At 60.4% G+C, this 25,537-nt stretch carries 21 protein-coding genes, 1 pseudogene and 1 riboswitch; of the genes and pseudogenes, 9 read left to right on the top strand and 13 right to left on the bottom strand.

The annotated features are described in order from the left end of the window. Positions 1–159 precede the first annotated feature (159 nt). The 3 genes from KW840_RS00445 to KW840_RS00435 all read left to right on the top strand — a co-directional run bounded on the left by KW840_RS00445 (position 160) and on the right by KW840_RS00435 (position 3,318). The gene (locus KW840_RS00445) at positions 160–1,047 is read left to right on the top strand and encodes a nitrilase family protein (protein WP_218494222.1); all 888 of its coding nucleotides are present in this window, start codon (positions 160–162) and stop codon (positions 1,045–1,047) included. A gap of 16 nt (positions 1,048–1,063) precedes the next feature. After that, a complete protein-coding gene (locus KW840_RS00440; protein ID WP_218494221.1) occupies positions 1,064–2,257 on the top strand; it encodes a hypothetical protein in 1,194 nt (397 codons plus the stop codon). Positions 2,258–2,334: 77 nt separating this feature from the next. Then, complete coding sequence (locus KW840_RS00435; RefSeq protein ID WP_218494220.1) at positions 2,335–3,318, top strand: asparaginase; 984 nt, start codon at positions 2,335–2,337, stop codon at positions 3,316–3,318. 90 nt (positions 3,319–3,408) lie between these two features. On the opposite strand, the gene zapE is transcribed toward KW840_RS00435, so the two are convergent. From zapE to KW840_RS00420, 3 genes are all read right to left on the bottom strand, one after another. Then, a complete protein-coding gene (gene zapE / locus KW840_RS00430) occupies positions 3,409–4,503 on the bottom strand; it encodes a cell division protein ZapE (protein ID WP_007998226.1) in 1,095 nt (364 codons plus the stop codon). A gap of 90 nt (positions 4,504–4,593) precedes the next feature. Then, positions 4,594–5,949, bottom strand: a complete 1,356-nt coding sequence (locus KW840_RS00425; protein ID WP_218494219.1) for a tryptophan--tRNA ligase — start codon at positions 5,947–5,949, stop codon at positions 4,594–4,596. 24 nt (positions 5,950–5,973) lie between these two features. Continuing rightward, on the bottom strand, positions 5,974–6,603 hold the full coding sequence (locus tag KW840_RS00420; RefSeq protein ID WP_057713348.1) for an alpha/beta hydrolase: 630 nt from the start codon (positions 6,601–6,603) through the stop codon (positions 5,974–5,976). 144 nt (positions 6,604–6,747) lie between these two features. Between KW840_RS00420 and KW840_RS00415 the strand changes: the two genes are divergently transcribed. Further along, positions 6,748–7,182: a YhcB family protein gene (locus KW840_RS00415; RefSeq protein WP_008045970.1), complete on the top strand. Its 435-nt coding sequence runs from the start codon at positions 6,748–6,750 to the stop codon at positions 7,180–7,182. Positions 7,183–7,455: 273 nt separating this feature from the next. Here KW840_RS00415 and KW840_RS00410 read toward each other — a convergent pair whose 3' ends face one another. The 7 genes from KW840_RS00410 to KW840_RS00380 form a co-directional block, all read right to left on the bottom strand. Beyond that, positions 7,456–8,190 (bottom strand): OmpA family protein, encoded by a 735-nt coding sequence (locus KW840_RS00410; protein ID WP_057713347.1) that lies wholly within the window; start codon positions 8,188–8,190, stop codon positions 7,456–7,458. A 104-nt stretch (positions 8,191–8,294) separates the two neighbouring features. Next, entirely contained in the window at positions 8,295–8,936 is a 642-nt protein-coding gene (locus KW840_RS00405; RefSeq protein WP_057713346.1) for an MBL fold metallo-hydrolase, read from the bottom strand. Between the two features lie 90 nt (positions 8,937–9,026). After that, on the bottom strand, positions 9,027–11,765 hold the full coding sequence (locus KW840_RS00400; protein ID WP_218494218.1) for a LuxR C-terminal-related transcriptional regulator: 2,739 nt from the start codon (positions 11,763–11,765) through the stop codon (positions 9,027–9,029). Positions 11,766–11,941: 176 nt separating this feature from the next. Beyond that, entirely contained in the window at positions 11,942–13,306 is a 1,365-nt protein-coding gene (locus KW840_RS00395) for a DUF1329 domain-containing protein (RefSeq protein ID WP_057713344.1), read from the bottom strand. Positions 13,307–13,334: 28 nt separating this feature from the next. Further along, complete coding sequence (locus KW840_RS00390; RefSeq protein WP_102670976.1) at positions 13,335–15,239, bottom strand: DUF1302 domain-containing protein; 1,905 nt, start codon at positions 15,237–15,239, stop codon at positions 13,335–13,337. A 339-nt stretch (positions 15,240–15,578) separates the two neighbouring features. Further along, complete coding sequence (locus tag KW840_RS00385) at positions 15,579–17,261, bottom strand: fatty acid--CoA ligase (RefSeq protein WP_057713342.1); 1,683 nt, start codon at positions 17,259–17,261, stop codon at positions 15,579–15,581. A gap of 268 nt (positions 17,262–17,529) precedes the next feature. Further along, entirely contained in the window at positions 17,530–18,159 is a 630-nt protein-coding gene (locus KW840_RS00380) for a LysE family translocator (protein WP_057713341.1), read from the bottom strand. Positions 18,160–18,250: 91 nt separating this feature from the next. On the opposite strand from KW840_RS00380, the gene KW840_RS00375 reads away from it, so the two are divergent. The 3 genes from KW840_RS00375 to KW840_RS00365 all read left to right on the top strand — a co-directional run bounded on the left by KW840_RS00375 (position 18,251) and on the right by KW840_RS00365 (position 21,097). Further along, entirely contained in the window at positions 18,251–19,216 is a 966-nt protein-coding gene (locus KW840_RS00375; protein WP_218494217.1) for a 2-hydroxyacid dehydrogenase, read from the top strand. Positions 19,217–19,249: 33 nt separating this feature from the next. Beyond that, on the top strand, positions 19,250–20,248 hold the full coding sequence (locus tag KW840_RS00370; protein ID WP_218494216.1) for a class I SAM-dependent methyltransferase: 999 nt from the start codon (positions 19,250–19,252) through the stop codon (positions 20,246–20,248). Positions 20,249–20,299: 51 nt separating this feature from the next. Further along, a riboswitch (yybP-ykoY riboswitch) is annotated at positions 20,300–20,422 on the top strand. Positions 20,423–20,512: 90 nt separating this feature from the next. Next, positions 20,513–21,097, top strand: a complete 585-nt coding sequence (locus KW840_RS00365; protein ID WP_008016665.1) for a TMEM165/GDT1 family protein — start codon at positions 20,513–20,515, stop codon at positions 21,095–21,097. Positions 21,098–21,267: 170 nt separating this feature from the next. Here the strand turns inward: KW840_RS00365 and KW840_RS00360 are convergent, their stop codons facing one another. Then, positions 21,268–22,086, bottom strand: coding sequence for a M48 family metallopeptidase (locus KW840_RS00360; protein WP_090457990.1), 819 nt, complete (start codon positions 22,084–22,086; stop codon positions 21,268–21,270). 271 nt (positions 22,087–22,357) lie between these two features. Here KW840_RS00360 and KW840_RS28875 point away from each other — a divergent pair. Together KW840_RS28875 and KW840_RS28870 are read left to right on the top strand one after the other, a co-directional pair. Next, positions 22,358–23,644, top strand: a pseudogene (locus tag KW840_RS28875) (HAMP domain-containing protein); the annotation flags it as partial. A gap of 12 nt (positions 23,645–23,656) precedes the next feature. Beyond that, positions 23,657–24,499, top strand: a complete 843-nt coding sequence (locus tag KW840_RS28870) for a methyl-accepting chemotaxis protein (protein ID WP_371318439.1) — start codon at positions 23,657–23,659, stop codon at positions 24,497–24,499. A 111-nt stretch (positions 24,500–24,610) separates the two neighbouring features. Here KW840_RS28870 and KW840_RS00350 read toward each other — a convergent pair whose 3' ends face one another. Together KW840_RS00350 and KW840_RS00345 are read right to left on the bottom strand one after the other, a co-directional pair. Continuing rightward, complete coding sequence (locus KW840_RS00350) at positions 24,611–25,234, bottom strand: SOS response-associated peptidase (RefSeq protein WP_154909519.1); 624 nt, start codon at positions 25,232–25,234, stop codon at positions 24,611–24,613. A gap of 35 nt (positions 25,235–25,269) precedes the next feature. Continuing rightward, positions 25,270–25,530, bottom strand: coding sequence for a putative signal transducing protein (locus KW840_RS00345; RefSeq protein ID WP_057713336.1), 261 nt, complete (start codon positions 25,528–25,530; stop codon positions 25,270–25,272). Positions 25,531–25,537 lie beyond the last annotated feature (7 nt).

Here is a 25,537-nt window from a genome sequence, read left to right as displayed (position 1 = left end):
CGTGCCTGCTACCCACTGCCATCAAACATCACGCTGATCCATTTTCGGACAAGGACTACGACCTAAACGGAAGTAGCTGACTTACGCCCCATTCCTGATTCCCCTCTTATAAGCACGCCATTTAACACCTTGAAAAACAATTAAAAGAGGAACGACGGAATGACTGAGCCAACAAGCCCTGCTCGAATAGCAGTCGTGCAATTCGATCCACAAGTCGGCATCGAGAAATGTGTAGGTAATCTGCGGCGCAGCCTGGAATTGGCGCTTGAAGCGGTAAGCGGCGGTGCGAATCTCATCGTTCTGCCCGAGCTTTCCAATACCGGCTATTTCTTCAGCAATCGACAGGATGCCTTCGCCCATGCAGAAGCGGTTCCCGACGGGCCAAGCGTGCAGCGCTGGATCGACTTCGCCCGCGAGCACAACGTTTACCTCGTGGCCGGTCTGGCCGAACGCGACGGCATGCGACTCTTTAACACCGGCGTTCTGGTAGGACCAGACGGTTTTATCGGCAAGTACCGCAAAGCCCATTTGTGGAATATGGAGAAGCTCTGGTTCACCCCCGGCGACCTGGGTTTCCCGGTTTTCGACACACCGATCGGCCGCATCGGGCTGTTGATCTGCTGGGACATCTGGTTCCCGGAGGTGCCACGGATCCTCGCCCAGCAAGGCGCGGACATCATTTGCAGCCTGAACAACTGGGTCTGGACACCGCCGCCGCTGTTCGACGATGCCGGTAAGTGCATGGCGTCTTATCTGACGATGACCGCGGCTCACGTCAACAACGTGTTTATCGCTGCCGCCAGCCGGATCGGCGAGGAGCGCGGTGCGCGCTACCTGGGTTGCTCGTTGATTGCCGGAACCAATGGCTGGCCGATTGGTGCCGTGGCTTCGGCAGACAGGCAGGAAATCCTGTTTGCCGATGTCGACCTGACCAGCTCCCGCAGTGCGCCCATCTGGAACAACCTGAACGACCTGCATCGCGATCGCCGAGCCGATCTATACGATCAGATGCTCGGCTACACCCAACACCCTTGCCTCCCACGTTGATCAGGAGGCCTATCGCATGGAAGTTACAACCGACAAAAACCAACCATCGCGCAAATCGCCGATTGATACAGCCGTGGTCCTGCTAATGATCGGCGCGACACTGCTGATCGTGTGGCTTTCTTTCAGCAACCGGACTTTCTGGGGAGCGCATTGGCCCGGGTACGGCGACATGGTATCGCTGCTACCCGAACCAAGCGCCTGGTTGCGCTGGGTGTTAGGTGACATCAGCGAGGTGGCTTTCTACAAGCACGAGTTCGCCTCGATCGGCCTGCTGGCGGGCGCTTATCTGGCTTACTGGGCGAATCGAACGGGGAAATCCTGGCAAGGGTTTGCCATCTCCTATGGAACGGGACTTTGGCCCTGGCTGGTCACCAGTTCTTTGCTCGGGCTGCTGCTGAGCAATCTGCTGTGGGGCTGGACGGTGACAGCCACAACCTGGCAACCCACATTCGTAGCATTCGTCTCGCTGCCAGCGGCGATGGTGCTGATGTTTGGCGGAGGCTGGAAGGTCACGATCAACGGCGCACTCATGGGCGCCGTACTCGTCACACCGATGTGCCTGCTGATCGTCAACTACGTGTGCCAACCGCTGGCCTTGCCTGCGGTGATTGGCAATGTGATGGGCATGGCGGTTGCCAGCGTCCTGGCGTTTCTGTTCTGCCGCTATTGGCCGAACCTGGTGAAATCCAGGTCACCGGAAACACCACCCATCTCGATCGCCCCCGCCAAGGCGCCTGACTATGGCGTCATCTGGAGCCTGCGCCGGATTCTGGCAGACTTTTCCGAAGCACCGTTCTTCGGCAATGAGCTGGCCAGCCTTGGCCTGATACTGGGGGCATTGCTGGCGTACAGCTTGAACCCTTCAAGCCCCGCGTACGGATCGGGCCTGTTGCTGCACATCATCGGCGCGCAGGCATTGGCCTCGGCCATCGGCGTGCTGATCTGGCGTCGACAATGGATGTTGCGCGGCTGGTATCCCACCTACATCCCGCTGGTTTCAGTGGTGCCCGCGGCGATCCTGGCCTATGGCGGCAGCTGGCAGATTATCGTCTCAAGTGCACTGCTGGGGGCATTGCTCGCACCACCGCTGGCCTGTGTGATTGCCAGGAAACTACCGGCCGACATGCACGCCTACATCGCCAATGTACTGTCGATGGCCATCAGCACACTGCTGATCGTGCCGCTGATCGGCTTTCTGATCGCTGACTGATGTCCCAGCCATTCGGCTGTATCGCGGCCTCAAAAGCGGATACAGCCACTTTTCATTACAAACAAGCGAGGTATCCCATGGACCTGCCCAAACTGTCCATCGCGGCACTTGGCGGCACGGTAAGCATGCAAGCGAGCAATGCCGGTGAAGGCGTCATCCCGATCGTCAGCGGCGAAGCCCTGCTGACTTCCATACCGGAACTGACGACGCTGGCCGGAGTCACCGTCGAGACCCTCAGCCTGCTGCCCAGTGCGTCCCTGGATTTCGAGTTTTTGCTGAACGTATTGTCCTGGGCTGAGTTTCAGGTCAAACAGGGCGCCGTTGGGGTCGTGATGACCCAGGGCACTGACACCCTCGAAGAAGCCGCGGCGTTTCTGGATTACCTGTGGCCCTACGACACCCCCTTGGTGCTGACCGGTGCCATGCGTTCCGCAGCACAGCCAGGTGCCGATGGACCGGCCAATCTGCTGGATGCATGTCGCGTTGCCCTGGCGCAGAACAGCCGGCAGCGCGGTGTCCAGGTCGTGATGAACGGACAGATTCATCAAGCGTGCAGCGTACGCAAAACCGATTCGCTGGCATTGCAGGCGTTTTCCTCTCCGGTCGTGGGGCCCGCAGGCCTGCTGTTGGAAGACCGTGTTCGCTACCTGCGCCCGCCGGGGCCGCGCACGGTGTTGCCTTTGCCGCAACAGACCACACAGAAGGTTGCGCTGCTTGAGGCCTCACTTTCGGCCGACACCCTGCTACTGGAGAATATTCTCGCACTCGATTACGACGGACTGGTGATCGGCGGTTTCGGCGCCGGCCACATCTCGCAGCGCTGGGCGACAATGATTGAGCATATTGCCGAACGAATCCCCGTGATCATTGCGACCCGAACAGGCTCCGGCTCCACCGCACGTGCATCTTACGGTTTTGGTGGTGGTGAAATGGACTTGATCCGCAAGGGGGCGTCGATGGCGGGCTTTCTATGTCCGCGAAAAGCCCGGATTCTGCTTTGGCTGTTGCTCGGTTGCCAACGGCAGCACGAGCTTGCGCGGCATCTCCACGAAGACATTTGACTTCAAAACAATGTACGAGCCTGTGGGAGAAAGATTTGCACTGACAAAAAAGGCCTGCGTCTGCAGGCCTCTTTCATTTTCCGAACTGTCTTACGGCTTGTGCGCCCGAGACAGGAATTCGTGGGATTGCATTTCCAGCAGTCGGCTGAGGGTACGCTGGAATTCGAAATTCAAGCGCCCGCCGGTGTAGAGATCCTTTAGCTCGACTTCAGCAGAAATGATCAGCTTCACGTTACGGTCGTAGAACTCGTCGACCATGTTGATAAAGCGTCGGGCGATGTCGTCGGTCGTGACGCTCATCTGCTCGACATCGCTGAGCAGCACGGCGTGGAAGATCTTGCCCAGTTCGATGTAGTCGTTCTGGCTGCGCGGGCCGTCGCACAGTTCACGGAAGTTGAACCAGGCCACGTCATCGCAGGTGCGCAGGGCACGGATTTCGCGGTTTTCGATCATCAGCACGTCATTTTCGACCGCTGCCGTGCATTCCGGTGTCAGTGCACGGAAGCTCTTGCGCAGGCTTTCGTTGGCGGCTTCGTCGAGTGGATAGTGGAACAGCTCGGCCTGTTCGAGGTGACGCAGACGATAGTCGACGCCGCTGTCGACGTTGACGATCTCGGTATTCTGCTTGATCAGCGCAATGGCCGGCAGGAAGCGCGCACGTTGCAGGCCGTCCTTGTACAGGCCATCCGGCACGATGTTCGAAGTCGCGACCAGGGTTACGCCGTTCTTGAACAGTTCTTCCATCAGGGTGCCAAGGATCATGGCGTCGGTGATGTCGGAAACGAAGAATTCATCGAAGCAGATGACCCGGGCTTCGGTGGCGAAGCGCTTGGCGATGATGGTCAGCGGGTTTTTCTCGCCGCCCAGGGTTTTCATCTCTTCGTGCACGCGCTTCATGAAGCGGTGGAAGTGGGTGCGGGACTTTTCCTTGAAGGGCAGCGCTTCGAAGAAGGTGTCCACCAGGTAAGTCTTGCCGCGACCTACGCCGCCCCAGAAATACAGGCCCTTGACCGGGGTCTGATCCTTCTTGCCAAACAACTTGCCCAGCAGGCCCGGCTTGTTTTGCTCGGCCGCGACCAGGTCGTCGTACAGGCGCTGCAAATGACGCACGGCAGTTTCCTGCGCGGCGTCATGGAAGAATTCCGGGCGTTTCAGATCAGCTTGATATCGTTCTAGGGGCGTCATAATTCGTTAGCAAGGCAACAAAAACGGGCCGACACTGTAGCGACGACCCCGAGGAATGGCAATCGGCCCTTGGTCGGGCCGAACCGTTGTTTATTCCTGAACCGGCGTCAGGGCAATGCGCAAGGCTTCGATGGCAGCGTCACGGGCGACGCTGTCGGCAAATGCCGGGCTGTCGGCAACGCACTCGCCTTCCAGCCAGACGCTGAACCCCAGGTCTTCACTGCGTACGTCCAATGCCTGGCCCGCTTGCAGTTGCTTGGTCACCTGCCCGGCGGTTTTACCGTCGGCGAAGTTGCGCGACAGCAGCAGTTGTTCGCCATCTGCCGCCAGCAGACGGAAGCGGAAACTGCCGTCGTCTTCACGGAAGCTGACAAAACGTGCAGCCTTCACGGCTTTCTTCTTGGTGGTCGCCGCCACTTGAGTCTGGGCAACGAAGGAGCGCAGGCCCACCGCTTCACGCAGTTCGTTGAGGAAGGGTGTCGCTACCGCACGGGCTTTTTTCGCGCCGTGTTGCAAGATGTCTTCCAGATCCGCCGGGCGCTCGATCAGCTGGTTATAACGCTCGCGGGATTCGCCCAGTTCGTTGTCGAGCAACTGGAACAGACGATTCTTCGCCTCGCCCCAACCCAGGCCCTGCAACAGTTCGCTGCGAAACTCGTCGGCTTGCGCCGGGGTGGCGAACGCCTGGAACAGGGTGAACAGGTGCGAGTTGTCCGGATCCTTGGCTTCGCCCGGTGCGCGGGAGTCGGTGACGATCCGCGAAATCGCGTCCTTCATCTCTTTGGCACTGCTGAACAGCGGGATGGTGTTGTCGTAGCTCTTCGACATCTTGCGACCATCCAGGCCTGGCAACGTGGCGACGCTCTCTTCGATCAACGCCTCGGGCATGGTGAAGAACTCTTTGCCCTGGCCAAAAAGATGGTTGAAGCGCTGGCCGATGTCCCGCGCCATTTCCACGTGCTGGATCTGGTCACGACCGACCGGCACCTTGTGCGCATTGAACATCAGGATGTCCGCGGCCATCAGCACCGGGTAGCTGTAAAGGCCCATGGTGATGCCTGCATCCGGGTCCTCGCCGGTCTCGACGTTCTTGTCCACCGAAGCCTTGTAGGCGTGGGCGCGGTTGAGCAGGCCCTTGGCGGCGACGCAGGTCAGCAGCCAGGTCAGTTCGGGGATTTCCGGGATGTCGGACTGGCGGTAGAAGGTCACGCGGTCGACATTCAGGCCACCGGCCAGCCAGGTCGCAGCGATTTCCAGACGCGAGCGCTGGATGCGCAGCGGGTCATCGCACTTGATCAGGGCGTGGTAGTCCGCCAAAAAGTAGAACGAGTCGGCATTGCTGTCACGGCTGGCCAGGATCGCCGGGCGGATGGCACCAGCGTAGTTGCCCAGGTGCGGCGTGCCGGTGGTGGTGATGCCGGTGAGGATACGGGTACGAGTCGTCATGGGTAATCGCTTGTCAGACTGCAATCAATTCGAGAGACGCGGCAGGATCAGATCCTTGAGATCGGTCAGCTTGCCATGAAAAAAGTGTCCGCATTCTGCCACTTTCAGCAGCTCATGGGGACGTTCAAGCGTGTCGGACCATTGGTAAACCAGCTGCGGATCGATCACTTCGTCGGTTTCCGGCTGGATCAGGGTCAGTTCGCCCTGCTGAGGCAGTGAGTCCTGAGCGCTCAGGCGCATGACCGCCGGTGCGACCATGAATAGATGTTTGAGCGGTTCGCCCTTCGCTTCCAGACGTCCGCCAAGACTTGCTGCAACAAATCCACCGAAGGAGAAACCGAACAGGGTCAGTGGCAATTGCGGGTGCCTGGCGCGAAACCATTCGGCCACAGCCTGGGCATCATCGACTTCGCCGGTGCCCATATCATGTGTACCTTCACTGGCACCCACCCCGCGGTAGTTGAAACGCAAAGTAATCAAACCGGCATCACGCGCGGTGCGCTGCAGGGTCGAGACCACTTTGTTGAGCATGGTGCCGCCCTGTACCGGGTTCGGATGGCAGATCAGCGCCAGGCCACGCGCCTGCTCGTTGTCCAGGTACAGTGCTTCCAGTTGACCCACCGGGCCATCAATCACTACAGGGGTTTCACGCATAAGCAAGGAAGGAACTCCGTGACCTCGAATCAGGTCGACTCGTCTAGCAAATTGTCTGTGGCTGTCTATTGCGAGTGAATCGCGGTATACAGCGCAGGTTCGAGCCGTTAACGTAAAGCAAAGCCGTTTATAGAGGAAGGACTCGTGGAACACTCGCTCTTAGTTTGGTTGTTACCGACTCTTGCCCTGGTTGTGGGTGTCGCCATTGGGTTCCTGATCGCTCGCGTTGCACCGAACGCCGCGCCCAGCCGCACGCAGCGTCAGCTGGACGATATTCAGGAACGTTTCGACAGTTATCAGAACGAGGTGGTGACCCACTTCAACAGCACCGCGACACTGGTCAAGAAACTGACTCAGAGCTATCAGGAAGTGCAGGACCATCTCGCCGAGGGCGCCAACCGCCTGGCCCTGGACGAACAGACTCGCCAACGCCTGCTGGCTTCCCTGCACGCCGACGCGGCGCAGGCACCCCGTGAACGCCTGACGCCACCGCGCGATCAGGAGCCGCCTCGCGATTACGCACCGAAAGCCCCGAACTCGCCGGGCATGCTCGATGAGCATTATGGCCTGAAGAAGTAATCAGCTTTCGCGCCATACAAAAAGCCCCCGGACTTTCACTGGTCCGGGGGCTTTTTTGTTTCTGTCTGTTCCAGATTTCTGCTGCCTGGTCTGGCCTCTTCGCGGGCAAGCCTGCTCCCACAATGGTCGATGTCGTACACAAAATCTGCATCCAACACATGACCTGTAGGAACGGGCTTGCCCGCGAAGGGGCCGGAACTGACGACAAAAAAAGCCCGCCCGATCCGTAGAAGATCGAGCGGGCTTTTCTACGCCTGGGGTTCAATCAGACGATCAAGGGTACTGCTGAACCTGACCTTGCTGCTGACCACCATACTGCTGGCCCGGAATCGCCTTGAGGTTGACCTCTACACGGCGGTTCTGCGCCCGGCCATTGGCGTCGCCGTTGCTGGCAACCGGGCTATCCGGACCGGCGCCACGGGCGCTCAGATTGGCACCGCTGACACCTTGCGAGGTCAGGTAGGTTGCCACGCTCTGGGCGCGACGCTGGGACAGGTCCATGTTGTGCTGGCGGCTGCCGGTGCTGTCGGTATAGCCGACGATCTCGATCTGGTTCTGGTTGAACTCTTTGAGCGAGCCCGCCAGGTTGTTCAGCGGCTGATAGAAGCTTGGGGCAATGTTCGCCGAATCGGTAGCGAACGTGATGTTGCCCGGCATGATCAGCTTGATCTGGTCGCCCTGGCGTTGCACTTCAACACCGGTGTTGGCCATGCTGGCGCGCAGCTTTTTCTCTTGCTGATCGGCGTAGTAACCGTAACCGGCGGCGGAAGCACCGACCACCGCAGCACCGATCAGTGCGCCCTTGCCACGGTTATCGTGGTTGATCGCAGCACCGGCCAGCGCACCGGCCAGAGCGCCGAGGCCACCGTATTTCGCGGTTTTGCTCATGCCTTGGGAGCTGCCATCCGCCTGACCCTGCGGCTGACCGTCATAAGGGTTGGGCGAGGCACAGCCGGACAGTACGGCCACGGCAGTAGCGACAATCATCAAACGACGCATGGTGAACATGTAAAGCTCCTACTTTTTTTGCATTCTGTGGTGCAACGGACCAAGGCATCAGCCTTTGCGGGCGTTGGATCATGTTAACGGGTAAAAATTCCGAATGTTACAAATCAGCCCCGAACAAACGGGTTTTCGCGCATTTCATCGCCCAGACGGGTGTCCGGACCATGCCCGGTCACCACGGTTGCGTCTTCGTCGAGGGTGTACAGCCGCTGCTTGATCGAGCGCACGATGGTCGCCTGGTCGCCGCCCCACAAATCCGTGCGTCCGACACCGCGACGAAACAGCGTATCACCGGCAATCAGCAGCTTGGCCTCGGAAAACCAGAAGCTCATGGAGCCCGGCGTATGACCTGGCGTGTGCAGCGCCACGCCGCAGCCGCAAGCCAGTTCTTCATCATCGGCCAGCCAGCGATCCGGGGATGGCACCGGGGTATAAGGAACGCCGAACATCTGGCACTGCATTTCCAGGTTGTCCCAGAGAAACTGGTCTTCCTTGTGCAAATGCAGCGTCGCGCCGGTTTTCTCCTTGAGTTGACCGGAAGCCAGGAAATGATCGAGGTGGGCGTGGGTGTGAATGATGCTGACCACTTTCAGCCCAAGGGCATCGAGACGCGCCAGGATCAGCTCATGATTGCCACCCGGATCGACGACGATGGCCTTTTTCGTTACCGGATCGCCGATGATCGTGCAGTTGCACTGCAACGGGCCGACGGGGAAGGTTTCGCGAATGAGGGTGGGTTGCTGGGACATCGGCGGGGCCTGCTCGATAAACGGGGGATGAGTGATTTTCTCACAATTGAGTATCCAGCCAATGGCCGCGATGTGTAACGTGAAAAATCCTTAACCCAGCACCCCCAATTCCTTGGCTCGCGCCACCGCCTGCGTACGCCGCTCGACCCCGAGTTTGCTATTGATATGGCTGGCGTGGGTCTTGACCGTGTGCAGGGAAATAAACAGCTGATCGCTGATTTCCTGGTTCGAACAGCCCTGGGCGATCAATCGCAGGACCGCCATTTCCCGGGCGCTGAGTTGCTCCGCGGCTGCACAGGACTCCAGCCCGGGACGGGCAGCCAATGCCGGCAGTTTTTCACTGAGGCTCAGGGAAACGGGGGTTGGCGGACAGCTTTGAAGCTGCCCACGCAGCCAGTCCGGGTGCTCGGCCAACAAGCCCTCGAAGGGTTGCAGCACCCCTCCGCCGGCGGCGTCCAGCGCCTGGGCCAGCGCCTTGCGTGCTTCCGGTTCCCGTCCACTACCCAGCAACAACGCCACTTTCTGGGTCAGCGCCATGGCGCTGAGCATCTGCCGACCGCTTTGCTGGCCATGTTCGAGCAGTGCATTCAAACGCCCTTCGGCCAGCATCGGTTGGCCCTGGATGACGTCGAGCAAGGCTTGTTGCAATTCGATATGCAGCGGCAATTGCGGGTGGAACTCCGGTGGTGCCGCCGCGTTTTCGCCGTTATAGGTCTGTCCCAGGCGCGCCAGCCAGGCTTCGGCCAGATCGGTGCGCCCCTGGGCCAGCCAGAGTTCACATTTGACCAGGGTGATCATGGCCAGGTAGTAGATCGGTGGCACATCCCAGATGTGCATGAGCCGTTCGGCTTCGGCAAGTTCGGCAAAGGCCTTGGCGAACTCGCCACTGCTGCCTTCCAGCCTGGCAATCACGCAGTGGCCGATCAGCACGCTGATGTCACGGCAGGCGCGCGCCTCGCTCAAACCGGCCTGCAATCGCACCCGCGCCAATTGCGGCTGCATGCGCAGGGCCAGCAAAAAGCCTTCGTACAAGGTCAGCCGAGCGCGAACCGCGTATAGCCGTTGCGCAGGCAAGCTCTGCAGGCGCTGCATTCCCTGACGGACCTCTTCCAGCGCCCGACAGATTTCCCCGCGTGCTTGCAACACCCGGGCGCGATCGTAGTGCGCCAGTGCTTCGAACAAGGGGTTGCCGACCCGTTGCGCCAACTCCAGCGATTCGCGGTTCAATCCCCGTGCCCGCCACAAATCGCCGTCGGCAATGGCGAGGTTGGACAGGGTCGAAAGGCACATCAGGCGCTGGCCGTAACGCTTGGACGGAAGACTTTCCAACGCTTCGCGGCAGTACCGCAGCGTCAGTTCGCGGTTGCCGCGTCCACGGGCAATGATGCCGCTCAACGCCAGCCATTGAGCGAGCATCGACTTCTGTGCGGTGGCCGACGGAGCAGGCAGGAAACGGCTCAAATGGCTGGCCAGCTCTTCGGCGGCATCCAGTTGGCAAGCCATCCCCAACGCCCAGCTATAGAGCACGATCAGCCGCGGCGTGCTGATCAGCAAGCTGTCAGGCAAGTCCATTTTCCAGCGCAGCAACATGCCGACATTCTGCTCGGCCAGCAGTTGCTCTTCGGAGAGGTTCTGCACCAGGTTCGCCGCGACGTCCAGGTGACCGGCGCGCAAGGCCTGCTCCACGGCCTCATCGAGCAGTCCCTGGGCATTGAACCACCGGCAGGCACGCAGGTGCAGGCTGGCGGCCGGCACCATCGACTGGGAAGTCGGGCGCGTGCGCAACAGATCGGAAAACAGGTGGTGGTAACGATACCAGTTGCCATGCTCGTCCAGCGGCACCAGGAACACCTGGTGGGCGAGCAGGAAGCGCAGGATTTCCCCGCTGTCATGGGCGTCGCGAACGGCGTCGCACAGTTCGCTGCAAAAACGTTCCTGGGGCGCCGTGTCGTAGAGGAACGACTGGACTTCGGCGGGCAGGCAATCGATGACCTCTTCGAGCAGGTAATCGCGGATCAGCCCTTCCCCGCCGTGCAACGATTGCGGCAGCGCGCCGTCGGTACCCGCCTCCGAGGCGGCCAGCAGCCAGAAACGCAACCCCGCGACCCAACCTTCGCTGCGCTGGATCAGGTTTTCCAGTGCTTCACCGCGCAAGGAACTGCTGTGCCGGTCGAGCAGGCTCAAGGCCTCGTCGTGGGTCAGGCGCAGATCCTGTTCATGCAATTCAAGCAGTTGTCGCGACAGCCGCAGCCGCGCCAGATGCCAGTCGGGACGTTGGCGACTGGTGACCATCACCAGCAAGCCATCAGGGAGATGATTGAGGAAAAATTGCAGGCAACGGTCCAGTACCGGCCCCTGGGCCAGATGGTAATCATCCAGCACCAGCAGCAATGGCGTCGCGGTGGACAAGTGCTCGGCCAATTCGTCGAGCAGGCCATCCAGCCATTCTTCGAATGCGAAAGGCTGATGGCGCTGGCGCATTTTCAACAGCCCGAGTGATTGCCTGCCCAGGTGCGGGAAGTAGTCCTGGAGGCCTTCCAGCAGGCGTTCGAGAAAACGTCCCGGGTCACTGTCTCGCGGGCTCAACCCCAGCCAGAGACTTTGCCAGTGCGCCGGCAACCCCTGACAAAACTCCACCGCCAACGAACTCTTGCCGAACCCTGCCGGTGCGCTGACCAGCAATAACCTGCCACCGAGCCCGGCACTCAGGCGCTCGCACAAACGTGGACGCAGCACATGGCCGTCGGGCAACGGCGGGCGGAAGAAGCGCCCGTCGAGTGTCGCGACAGCAACGTTTGCAGAACCTGGGGATGTAGACAAATCAGTCATAGCCGGCTCTTGTTTGAATTGCGGGTGGCGGCGTTGCAGATGTCCGCAGACTAGCCGTAAACGGATAGGGAATGAAGGTAATTGCTACAAATGGCTACAAAAAGTCTACAAGCAAAAAAAAACGCCCCGAACCAGTCGGGGCGTTTTCAGAGGGTGCGGCCTCTACTCAGTTCACTTTAGCGAACACCATCCTGACGCAAGGCGGCCGGGGTGAAGTCGCTGGTGGTGGCAGTGAAGCCGAAGTCATAGGCCGACTTCTCTTCGTTCTTCATGCCCAGCGCCAGGTAACGACCCGATTGCAGGTCGTACAGGGTTTCAAGGGCATACCACGGTACTTGCTTGTCGTAGTAGTTCTCGGCATGGGCCTCGGCGACGCGCCACAGTTGACCGCGACCGTCGTAATGGTCGATGACCGCTGCCTGCCAGGTGTCTTCGTCAATGTAGAAGTCACGCTTGGCGTAGATGTGACGCTGACCTTCCTTCAGGGTGGCAACTACATGCCACACACGACGCAACTCGTAACGAGCCAGGTCCTGGTTGATGTGACCGGCCTTGATGATGTCGGTGTACTTGAGCTTCGGATCGTCGAGCTTGTAGGCATCGGAGGCGATGTACATCTCTTTCTTGCCTTCGAGCTTCCAGTCGTAACGATCCGGTGCACCGTTGTACATGTCCAGGTTGTCGGAGGTACGCAGGCCATCGGCTGCAGTACCCGGGCCGTCATAGGACACTTGCGGCGCACGGCGCACACGACGCTGGCCGGCGTTGTAGACCCATGCCGAGCGCGGCTCCTTGACCTGGTCGAGGGTTTCGTGAACCAGCAGTACACCACCGGCCAGACGTGCCGGCGCGGTCACTTTCTGCTTGAAGTAGAACAGGATGTTGCCCGGGTTCGCCGGATCGTAGTCCTTCATCTTGTCGCGGAACACGAACTGGTCCTGGAAGTACACCAGGCTGAACGAGCCGTTCGGCTGTGGTGTGGCCTGGGTTACCAGACGGGTCACGCTGCCCCCGCGATAGCGGGTGATGTGGTTCCAGATGACTTCAACGCCGCTTTTCGGGATCGGGAACGGAATGGCGGTTTCAAAGTTCTCCAGGCCGTTGCCGCCGGACACCAGCTTGGTGTTGGTGGCGTTCTTCTTGATGGAGGCGAACACCTCATCCGGCACGGTGGCACCGCGGTGGGACGGATAGACCGGCATCTTGAAGGTTTCCGGGTAGCGCTTGAACATCGCGTACTGGCCCGGGGCAAGCTTTTCCTTGTACTGGTCGACGTTCTGCGCCGTGATGGTGAACAGCGGTTTTTCACCCGGGTACGGATCGGACAGGAAGCCCTTGCTGTCGACCGCTCCGGCGTTCTTCGGCAACGGTTTCCAGGTCGGAATCGAACCGTCGGCGTTACCCGCCATTTCAGCGCCCATCGGGGTCAGGCTCTTGCCCAGTTTGTCGGCTTCGGCCTGGGGAACCGCTGCGATGACGCTGGTCGCCAGCAGCGAAAGCCCCAGAACACCGGCGTGGAACAGACTCTTTGTTATTTTCATATGTTCGTTCGTCCTGAAAATTCAGTGCTTAGAAGTTCACGCCGAGGCTGAGCGCAACGAAGTCGCGGTCATCCACGGTGGTGTACTTGCCGTCGAAGAAGTTGGTGTAGGCCAGGCTCGCGGTGTAGGTGTTCTGGTACTCGGCGTCGACACCCAGGCTCACCGCCTTGCGGCCTTCCTCGAAGTTGCCGCCAGGCCCAGGGGAGTAGCCTTCCACGTCATGAGACCAGGCTACGTTTGGCTTGAGGTTCACACCGGCAAACACGTCGTTGTATTCCCAGATGGCACGACCGCGGTAGCCCCATGAAGTCGCGGTGGTGAAGCCTTCGTCGGTGCAGTTGCGGCTGCGGTTGTTGGTCGGCGTACCCGGGCCGGCACCGCTGATGGTGCTGTTGTTGAGTGTCACGCAGGTATTGAGCGCGCCAGAGGCTGGCAATTCACCCGGACCGTAGACCGGATCGCGGCCATAACGAACGTCGGAAGTGCTTTCCAGGCCGCCAACGTGGGTCACGCCCACTTCGCCCACCAGGGTCAGACGGCTGGCGCCCATGACCTGATCGAAGAAGTGCGTCAGGGTGGTCTGGAACTGGGTGACTTCCTTGCGACGATACCCGTGCAGGTCCTGACCCGGCACGCCGGTAAGCAGCGATGCATTGGTCAACGGGTTGTTCGGGTTGTTATTGCCTATAGGACGAACACCGGAGAACAGGATGTCGGTGGAGTTGAGCTGCACCGGAGCGTTCGGACGGTAGCTGATCTCACCGCTCCACGCCGTACCGGTAGGCAGGGTGGTGGAGAAGCTCAGGCCGTAGAGGCGGATGTCTTCCGGGTATTCGATGAAGTACTGCGAATTACCCGCCACCAGCAATGGTGCCAGTGCGGCGAACGGGCCGCCCTGGAGGGCCGCTGCAGTGTTGTAGACCGACTGCGGCGCACCGGTAGCGCTGAAGATCGGCGCACGGCTGTGGTAATTCATGAAGTAGGCGCCGAACTCGGTGTCCAGCGGATCGAACATGTACTTGAGGGACGCGCCCCACTGGCCGCTGTCGCGGGCATCGCGATCGGGGCCACGACGCACCAGAACACCCTCATTGTTGACGTCGACGCCGTTGGCGGCCAAAGGCCCCAGGGCAATGGCCGGAATTTGCGAGCGCTTGGCCAGTACGCGCAGGTTGTCGTCGCAGCCGTCGGCAACGATGTCTGGCTGGGAGAAGAACGTGCCGCAGTTGTCGACAACGGTCTGGTCCCATTCAATTTGGTAGAACGCTTCGGCCGAGAGGTTTTCGGTCAGGCTCTGGGACACATAGAACATGTTGACCGGGATCAGGCCTTCCTTGATCTCGGCACCCGGACGGCGGAACGCGGACACGTCGATCGGGTTGATCGAGTTGATGCCACCACCGATGAAGGTACTTTCACCCCAGCTCACGACCTGCTTGCCCAGACGCACGGAGCCTGGCTGATCGGCAATGGAGTAGTTGTGGTAGACGAAGGCGTCGAGGATCTGGCCGCCGGCAGACTTGGCGCCTTCCTTGCGGTTGTCGTCGCTGATGTCCTTGAACGGACGGCTTTCGTCCTTCAGTTCAAAGTCGTACCAGTATTTGCCACGGACGAAAACACCGGTATCGCCGTATTTCAGTTCAAGGTCATGGATGCCCTTGAAGATCTTCGAGAAAGTTTCCCCGCTCTTGAAGTTCAGGTGACCGTCATCAGAAGTCTGGGACAGACCCTTGCCGCCGTTGTTGACACCGATGAGGTTCTTGTTGGCACTTTCGGTAGACCAACTGGCACCGATCGACAGGGATGAGTCGAACTGACCTTCGATTTCACCGACGTTGAAACTGACGCCGAATGCTGGCCCGGCGAGCGTAGAGGCAAGACTGACAGCCAGGGGCAGTTTCGCCCGGCGCCAGAACTGGTTTGCTGATGTCATCGACGCTACTCCATGTGCATTTTATTTTTATGGCAAGAGCACTTCTAAAAACGCTGTGGATAACCGGGAGCCATGGCATCCCAAAGTCATTCCAAAGTTGCATCGCCCCGGTTCGTGCGGTTGCCCCGTTCTTAAAAATCCTTGAGTGGACTATAGCCAGCAGGTAGTAGCGCTTGATCCCTCTAAAGTGTGATTTGCAGCTGCCAGCCACTCTGGAACAGTCCTTTCGCCAGTCCGACACCCGTCGGCACGGCAAGGATGGCTGAAAATTTCGTTTTGACAAGCCAAGCGCTTGCTTGGTGGGGGCTGGCGTGCCCTTTCGAGCACGCCAGGTGACGCTTAAAGCGTCGAGAGGAAGGTGCTGTTGGTGGCTTGCCATTCGCTGATGTCGACACGAATGCGCTTCTTGTCGAGCTTGCCGACACTGGTCTTGGGAATTTCAGTAACAAGGGCGATCTGGCTCGGAATCGCCCACTTGCTCAAGTGCCCCAGCTCCACAAACGGCTTGAGGTGTTCCTTGAGTTCCCGCGCCCCGATTGCATGCCCCTCACGGAGCACCAGCAGGGCAAACGGCCGCTCGCCCCACTGCGGATCGGGGATCCCCACCACTGCTACTTCACGTACCGCCGCATGACGGCTGATCAGGTCTTCCAGGTCCAGGGAGGAGATCCACTCGCCACCGGTCTTGATCACGTCCTTGATCCGGTCACGAATGTCGATCACGCCCATGCTGTCCAGGGTCGCCACGTCACCGGTGTGCAGCCAGCCTCCGGCCCAGAGCTCGGCGCCCTTCTGCGGCTCATTGAAATACCCCTCGGTCAGCCATGGCGCGCGTAACACCAGTTCGCCCTGGGTCTCGCCATCGGCGGGCAGGAAGTTGCCCTCGGAGTCGACGATCGCCGCCTCCACCAGTGGCCCCGGCACGCCGGCCTTGATCCGGTAAGTGGTGCGTTCGTCTTCGGTACCCGCCATCAATTCGTCGTTGAGGTGCGCGCACGAAACCAGTGGCCCGGTTTCCGACATGCCGTAGGCGGCAGTCAGCTGAATGCCTTTGGCCTTGGCCGCCTCGTACAACGTGCGGTTCAGGGCGCTGCCGCCGATGACGATTTTCCAACCGCCGAAGTCGACAGTCTGCGCGGCCTTGGCATTGAGGACCATCTGCAAAATGGTCGGTACGCAATGAGAGAACGTGACCTTTTCCTTGCGCCACAACTCCACCAGGTACTCCGGGTCATAGCGGCCGGGATACACCTGCTTGAGCCCGAGCATGGTCGCCACATACGGCAAGCCCCAGGCGTGCACGTGGAACATCGGGGTGATCGGCATGTACACGTCGTTGGTGCCCAGCAGGCGCACGCTATCGATCGCGCCCATGATGGTCGACACGCCCATGGTGTGCAGCACCAGTTGCCGATGGGTGAAGTACACGCCCTTGGGGTTGCCGGTGGTGCCGGTGGTATAGAACGTGGTCGCGACCGAGTTTTCGTCGAAATCCTCGAAGTCGTATTGCGGGCTCGCCGCGGCCAGCAGTTGCTCGTATTCGCCGACGAGATTCGGCAGGTCCGCGGTTTTTTCCGGCAGGTCAGTCAACAGCAGGGTTTTGTCGACCGTGGTCAGTTGCCCCTCGATGGCCTTGTAGAGACCGACGAACTCGCTGTTGACCAGCACAAAGCGGTCCTCGGCGTGGTTCATGGTGTAGAGGATCTGTTCCGGCGACAGGCGCACGTTGATGGTGTGGATCACCGCACCGATCATCGGGATGGCGAACATGCATTCCAGGTAACGATGGCTGTCCCAGTCCATCACACCCACGGCATCCCCGGGCTTGACTCCGGCCGCTGTCAGCACGTTGGCCAGGCGAGCTACCCGTTCGATCAGGGTCGGGTAGCTATAGCGCAACTTGTCGCGGTAGATGATCTCGCGGGTTTTCTCATAACGGGCACCGGACATCAGCAGCCGTTTGATCAACAGCGGGTACTGGTAAGCGCCTTCGGCCGGGGGGATAACGCGAGTCTTCAACATAATAATCCCTTTAATCTGACTGCACGGTCGTGACTGAAAGTACGCACTGTAGTGCCCTTGAACGTCAGCCAAATCAGCCAAAGGAATGATTTGCAGAACCCCATGAATGATAGCTCTGCGCCATCATTCGCAAGGTTTGATCATCTGTAGGAGCAGCCGGTCGACGCTCGATTGCTCGCGATGAACCCGGGATTACCGCGGGGGTCAGATATCAAGCGTTATCGTTGACGCGCATCGCGAGCGAGCTCCTACAGGGATAGATATCTGATCAGTGCATCTCGGTAAAAGCGAGCTTCACGCCAATCGCGATCAGCACCGCGCCCATGGTCCGATCGAACCAGTGCCCCATGCGGGCGAAACCGGCGCGTACGCGCTGCTGGCTGAACAACATCGCCACCAGGCAGAACCAGGTCGCTGTCGCCACCGCCAGGTAAACCCCGTACCCGGCCTGCACGGCCAGCGGCGTGTGCGGGTTGATCACCACAGTGAACAGCGAGAGGAAGAACAGCGTGGCTTTCGGATTGAGACCGTTGGTGACGAAACCCGAAGTGAAGGCACCACGGGCGGTGCGCTCGCCGGCTTCCTTGTGCAGGTCGTCAGCCACAGACTTGGCCGGTTGCGCGCGCAGCGCCTTGTAACCGATGTACAGCAGGTAAGCGGCGGCGGCCCATTTCAAGGCATTGAACAGCACGATCGACTGGGACACGATCAGGCCGATACCCAACAGCGAGTAACCCACGTGCAGGAAAATCGCCGTGCCCACACCCAGTGCGGTCCAGGTGCCCGCGCGACGACCGTGGGTAACACTCTCGCGCACCACCACGGCAAAGTCCGGGCCAGGGCTGGCCACGGCCAGCAGGTGAATCAGGGCAACGGTCAAGAACTCTGTCCAGTACATGGGGGCTCCTTCAGGCCAAGCTTAACTAGTTATTTCATCTGGTAGGCTCGGCAGATTACGCCTTCAGTTCATTGCACAAAAGGTACAGTTGATGACGAACACCCGCCGCGCCGTTTTCCTCGACCACCCGTCCCTGGACCTCGGCGACCTTGACCTCGACCCGCTGCGCAGTTGTTTCAGCGATTTGCAGCTGTTCGCCCAGACCTTGCCCGATCAAGTCATCGAACACCTCAAGGGTGCGACCGTCGCCATCAGCAACAAGATCCTGATCGATGCCGCCGCCATGGCCGCCAGCCCTGATCTCAAGCTGATCCTGATCACCGCCACCGGCACCAACAATGTCGACCTCGCCGCCGCCCGCGCCCACGGGATTACCGTGTGCAACTGCCAGGGCTACGGCACACCGTCGGTGGCGCAGCACACGATCATGCTGCTGCTCAACCTGGCCACGCGCCTGGCCGATTATCAAAAAGCCGTCGGCGAAGGCCGCTGGCAGCAAGCCAAACAATTCTGTTTGCTGGATTACCCGATTGTCGAACTCGAAGGCAAAACCCTTGGTCTTTTGGGCCATGGCGAATTGGGCGGCGCGGTCGCACGGCTGGCTGAAGCCTTCGGTATGCGCGTTGTGCTGGGGCAAATTCCAGGGCGCCCTGCACGGCCGGACCGCCTGCCACTGGATGAACTGCTACCGCAAGTCGATGCCCTGACCCTGCACTGCCCGCTCAACGAACACACCCGCCACTTCATCGGCGCCCGCGAACTGGCCGCGATGAAACCCGGCGCGTTCGTGGTCAACACCGCCCGCGGAGGCCTGATCGACGAACAGGCGCTGGCCAACGCCTTGCGCAACGGGCATCTGGGCGGCGCCGCCACTGACGTGCTGAGCGTCGAGCCTCCCGTCAACGGCAATCCGCTGCTGGCCCATGACATCCCGCGCCTGATCGTCACCCCGCACAACGCCTGGGGCAGCCGCGAAGCGCGCCAGCGAATCGTTGGCCAGGTGACCGAAAACGCACTGGGATACTTCAGCGGTAAGGCGCGGCGGGTCGTCAGTTGATAAACTGCGGCACTTTTTTTCACAGGAGCAGTTATGGATCCGCGCAGTGAAGTACTGCTTCGTCAGGCCGAGTTATTCCAGGGTTCGGTGTTGTTGGCCGGCTTGCCCGCCGACGACTTGCTGGGCCGTCTGCCCGAAGCTCATGGCTGGTGCTGGCACGCCGGCGATCAGGCCGCGCTGGACGCCCGCTTCGCCGAGCGCAGCCATTTTGGTGTGAATGCTCCCGAGCGCGAGTTCGATACAGCGGTGGTGTTTCTGCCTAAGGCCAAGGACCTGACCGACTACATTCTCAACGCCCTCGCCTCGCGGCTGGCTGGCCGCGAGCTGTACCTGGTCGGCGAGAAAAAAAGCGGCATCGAAGGTGCCGCCAAACAACTCAACCCGTTCGGCAAGCCACGCAAACTCGACAGCGCGCGCCACTGCCAGCTCTGGCTGGTCACCGTGGCCAACGCGCCTGAAGCCAAACCGCTGGAGAGCCTGGCGCAGACCTATGAACTGCCGCTGGCCGAAGGCCCGTTGAAGGTCATCAGCCTGCCGGGGGTGTTCAGCCATGGTCGCCTGGATCGCGGCAGCGCGCTGCTGCTGGAACATCTGGACAAACTGCCCAGCGGTCACTTGCTCGATTTCGGTTGCGGCGCAGGGGTCTTGGGCGCGGCAGTGAAACGTCGTTACCCGCACAACCAGGTCACGTTGCTGGATGTGGATGCCTTTGCCGCTGCCAGCAGTCGCCTGACCCTGGCGGCCAATGGTCTGGAAGCCGAGGTGATTACCGGTGACGGCATCGATGTCGCCCCGATGGGTTTGAGTGCGATCCTGAGCAATCCGCCGTTCCATGTCGGCGTGCACACCGACTATTTCGCAACGGAGAACTTGCTGCGAAAAGCGGCCAAACATCTGAAAAACGGTGGCGAACTTCGCCTGGTAGCGAATAGCTTCCTGAAGTATCAACCATTGATCGAAGAGCATCTTGGTGTGTGCGCGATCAAGGCCGAAGGACAGGGCTTCCGGATCTACCGAGCCAAGCGCGGATAGAACTTCTTTGAAAAAGAAGGCTTGCCGAATGGGTTTTGCAAAGGCAGAATCCGCTCCGTCCTAGGGGAGTAGTCTCCCACGAGCGCCACGCTCGTCCGGCATGCGTCAACATACTTGGTCCTCAGACCATGGCGCATGCGACCCAAGCATCCACATCAGATGGATCGCAGGGTTTGACAAGACCTATGACACGAACACCTTACCCGGGGCGGGGGGGCTGTACGTGTCATAGCCGTGTCGACCCGCCCCTTAGGAAAACCCCTGATGCTGGATTCACTACTCGTACCTACCGCAATCGTTGCCTTGGCCGAAATCGGCGACAAGACGCAACTGCTCGCGCTCATTCTCGCTGCCCGTTTCCGCAAGCCCTGGCCGATCATCGCCGGTATCGTCGCCGCGACCCTGGCCAACCATGCGGCCGCCGGTGCAGTGGGCGCCTGGGTCGGCAGTTTCTTCTCCGATACGATGTTGCACTGGATCCTCGCCGCGAGCTTCGCCGCCACGGCGCTGTGGACCCTGGTCCCGGACAAGATGGATGACGACGAAGCCAGCACCGCCCGCAAGTTCGGGCCGTTCCTGACCACGCTGATCGCGTTCTTCCTGGCGGAAATCGGCGACAAGACGCAGATCGCGACCGTGATGCTGGCTGCGCAGTATCCGGAGCTGTGGCTGGTGATCATCGGCACCACCCTCGGCATGCTGATTGCCAACGTGCCCGTGGTATTGGCCGGTAACTTTGCCGCGGACAAATTGCCGTTGACCCTGATCCGTCGACTGGCGGCGTCGGCGTTCTTCATCCTGGCGATTGTCGCGGTGTACAAGGCGATGCAGAGCAGCGGGTGGGTTTGACCCGGGTACTGAGATCAATCTGTGGCGAGGGGGCTTGCCCCCGTTCGGCTGCGCAGCAGTCGTAAATCCTGCAACCGCGGTGTAACTGTTGAATTGCGGCTGCAGGTAATGGGGCCGCTTCGCAGCCCAACGGGGGCGAGCCCCCTCGCCACATTTTCAGCATCTGATAGTCAAGACTTCTTGGCCTGCTCATACAAAGGCATGACCTTCGGAATCGCCGCCTGCAACGCCGCAATACGACTCGACGACGCCGGGTGAGTGCTCATGAACTCCGGTGGCGAACCTTCCGAGGCCTTGCTCATCTTGTTCCACAGGGTGATCGCGGCATTCGGGTTGTAACCGGCGCGGGCGGCCAGTTCCAGGCCGATCAGGTCCGCTTCGTTTTCATTGGCACGGCTGTTGGGCAAGGTCATGCCGTAGTTGGCCACGGTATCGGCCAGGGCCAGGCTGTCCTGCCCCAACCCGAGCAATGTACCCGCGCCCTGCTTCGCCATTTCGATGCCGTAAGCCTTGGACATCGCTTCACGACCGTGCTCACGCAGGGCGTGGGCGATTTCATGGCCCATGATCGCGGCGATTTCATCGTCGGTCAGTTGCAGTTTGTCGATCAACCCGGTGTAGAAAATGATCTTGCCGCCAGGGCCGCAGTTGGCGTTGAGCTCATCGCTCTTGATCAGGTTGACTTCCCACTTCCACTGGGCCGCGTCCGGACGGAAGTTCGGCGCCTGGGCAATCAGCCGGTCGGCAATCGCCTGAACCCGCTGGGCTTCATTGCTGGTCTTGTCCAGCACACCCTTGCTGGACGCTTCGCCCACTGTTTTCTGATAGGACTGGGCGTACATCTGGTCGACCTGTTGCGAGGACAACATGCTGAACATGTACTGCTTGCGCTCAATGCCTACAGCGCCGCCTTTGGTGGTATTGACCGACTGGCAGCCGGCGAGCAACAGCGCTGCGCTCAGTGCACTGACAACCAAAATCTTGTTCATCAAAAAACTCTCTGAAAACATGCCGTTTATCCTAAGCGTGGAAATGTATCGACGCCAGATACAATGGACGTAAGACGCACAATTCGAACAAAGCTCTCATCGCCGTAGAAAAAATTCACATACGGCGACAACCCGCAGCCCATCACGCCGCTCATTGATTCAATTACGACATCCGGCACGCAAAAACGGTCCTTTCAACTGCCCGCGCTCATGCCCGCCCGTCACCCTGCCGATACACCTGGGCAGACGTCCTTTCGCGTGCGGAGCCCCCATGAAATTCAAGTCGATCCAGTTTTCCGTGGCGGCCCTTGCCGGCGCCATTGTCCTTAGTGTCGTGGCAGCGCTGGTTGTGTACGCACTGTTCTCCGGCGCCCGGACGCAAGACATGGTCCAGGAGCGGACCCAGGCCCAATTCGAGCAAGTCATCGAACAACGCCTGACGTCCCTGGCGCAAACCCAGGTCAGCCAGATCCAGCGCGAACTCGAAGCACCGCTGCTGATTGCCGGCGGACTGGTGCGGGTCAACGCCCTGATCGGCACACCGGGTACCGATGGCCAGCCTTCACTGAGCCTTAGCCGCGAGCAACTGATCGGCCTGATCAAGGAAAACGTGGTCAAGAACCCGAAAATCCTCGGCACCTACATCGGCTGGGAAAAAGACGCGCTGGATCACAACGATGCGGCCTACGTCGGCACCCAGGTGGTCGGCATCGACGCCAGCAACGGGCGCTTCCTGCCCTGGTGGTTCCGCAACGACGACGGCACCCTGGGTCTGGACAAACTGGTGGACGTCGACGACCAGAAAACCCTGTCCACTGGCGTGCGCGCCAGCGAGTACTACCTGTGCTCGAAAGAAACCAAAAAATCCTGCGTGATCGACCCGGCGCCTTATAAGGTGGGCGACAAAATCGTCATGCTCGCCTCCTTTATTGAGCCAATCATGCTCAACGGTGCCTTCCAGGGCATCGTCGGCGCCGACCTGTCGGTGAACTTCATCCAGGAAATGCTCCTGGGCGCCAACCAGAAGCTTTACAGCGGCGCCGGGGAAATGGCCCTGATCGGCGGCAATGGCCGGATCGTTGCCTACACCAAGGATCCGAGCAAATTCGGCGAGAAGGTCAGCGACATCCTCGACAGCAAACAGATCGCCAACATGGCCAATCTCAAGCGCGGCGAAGTCACCTATACCGTCGACAAGGCCCAGGGCCGGATCGAGTTGTACCTGCCGTTCGGCATCGGCCAGACCGACGCCCGCTGGACCCTGATGCTGCAGTTGCCGCTGAATGCGGTCATGGCCGACCTGCAAAAGCTCCAGGCCGACCTGGACGCGCAGCGCAAATCCGACACCTTCGGCATGGCGATGGTTGGCCTGGTGATTGCCGGTATCGGCTTGCTGGTGATCTGGCTGGTGGGCCACGGCATCGCCCGCCCGCTCAAGCAGATGGTGGCCATGCTCGACGATATCGCCCAGGGCGAAGGCGACCTGACCCGACGCCTGACCAGCGATCGCGCCGATGAACTGGGCTCGATCGCCAAAGGCTTCAACACTTTCCTGGCCAAGTTGCAGGCGATGATCACCCAAGTGGTGACTTCGGTGCAGAGCGTCAGCGATTCGTCGGAACACACCGCCGACATCGCCATCCGCACCAACACCGGTGTGCACAAGCAAATGGCCGAGATTGATCAAGTGGCCACCGCCGTACAGGAAATGACCGCCACCGCCCAGGACGTCGCGCGCAATGCGACCCAGGCCGCACAGGCCGCCAGCCATGCCGATCAGGCCGCCAGCCAGGGCATGCAGATCGTGCGCGACACCTCGAACTCCATTGGTGCCCTCGCCGTGGAGATCGGCCGGGCCGTCGGCGTGGTGCAAACCCTGGCCAAGGACAGCGAAAACATCAACGCCATCCTCACCGCCATTCGCGGGATCGCCGAGCAGACCAACCTGCTGGCCCTTAACGCAGCCATCGAAGCCGCCCGTGCCGGTGAACAGGGCCGAGGTTTTGCCGTGGTGGCCGACGAGGTGCGTAACCTGGCGCAGAAGACGCAAAAGGCCACCGAAGAAATCCAGACCATGATCCAGCAACTGCAGCAAGGCACCCGGGATGTGGTGCGAGTCATGGAGGACAGCCAGAACCGCACGGACGAAAGCGTACTGCACGCATCGAAGGCCGCCGAAGCACTGGAAACCATTACTCAGGCAGTGTCGGTGATCAACGACATGAACACCCAGATTGCCAGCGCGGCCGAGGAGCAAAGTGCGGTGGCGGACGACATTAACCGCAACGTGATCAACATCGGTCAGGTGGCCAATGAAGTGGCCGGTGGTGCGGATGAGTCGAGTGCGGCCAGTGCGGACTTGACCAAACTGGCTGAGCAGCAGCGGCGGTTGATCAATCAGTTCCGGGTCTGATCCGAAGCCCCCATCGCGAGCAAGCTCGCTCCCACAGGGAATTTGTGACGCCACAGATCCAATGTGGGAGCGAGCTTGCTCGCGATGGGGCCGGTTCAGCCACCCAATAGCTCAACCCGGAGTAAGGCACTCCGGCCCATTGAGCTTCGGATCATTCACCATGTTGGCCAGCACCCGTTCGCGCAATGCCGCAGGTTCACTGGCCAGCAATGCTTGCAAAGCATGCAGCGGCGTCTCGGGATCCAGCCACACGGCCTGCCCCGCCTCATCAAGAATCAACGGCCGCCGCTGGCTCGCTGCCGGCTGGGTAATCACCGCGGTACTCAGCCACACCTGCTCCTGCACCGGATACGCCTCCCAGATCGCCGCAAAAAATAATGACGAGCCCTCCCCTGGTGTCAGCCAATACGGGCGCTTGCGCGTCGTGCCGCGCCATTCGTAGAAACCATTGGCCGGCAACAGGCAGCGGCGCTCACGCAAGGCCTGGCGAAACATTGGCTGTTCGGCAACGGTTTCGGCGCGGGCGTGGGCCGGGGTGCGGGACAGATCGGTCAGCCAGGGTGGCGTCAGGCCCCAGCGGGCGCGGGCCAGCGTGCGCTGACCGTCTGGCTCGGCCCGTAGCATCAATACCGAATCATTGGGGGAAATGTTCCACTGCGCCTGCTGGTCGGCGGGAAAACCGGGCAGCGCCGCGAAGGCGGGGTTCCAGCGAAACAGGGCATAACGTCCACACATGGGGCAACACGACTCTTGATCAAACGAACGCCAGCCTAACAGACCAGCGTGCCGGGGAAGCTGTCCGGTTCATCGCCAGACAGCGGCAGCGCGGCATTGTACGCGGTGATCAGCTCGCGGGCGTATTCGGCCTGGTCGTTATCCACTGCCAAACCCAGCAAACCGAAAATCGGCAACTCACCGGTGGCTCCCACCAGATCGCGTCCCACCAGATGCGCCTCAATGCCCTCGCTGGCGAGCATGCCTTGCAGCAACTCGCCTTCCATCAGGTTTTCCGGGTCGTAGATGCGCTGCATACACGCT

This window comes from Pseudomonas sp. PDM30 (assembly GCF_019218985.1).
GTDB lineage: Bacteria > Pseudomonadota > Gammaproteobacteria > Pseudomonadales > Pseudomonadaceae > Aquipseudomonas > Aquipseudomonas jessenii.
The sequence above is the reverse complement of the archived record's forward strand: the minus strand, read 5'-3'. Positions and strand labels throughout refer to the sequence as shown.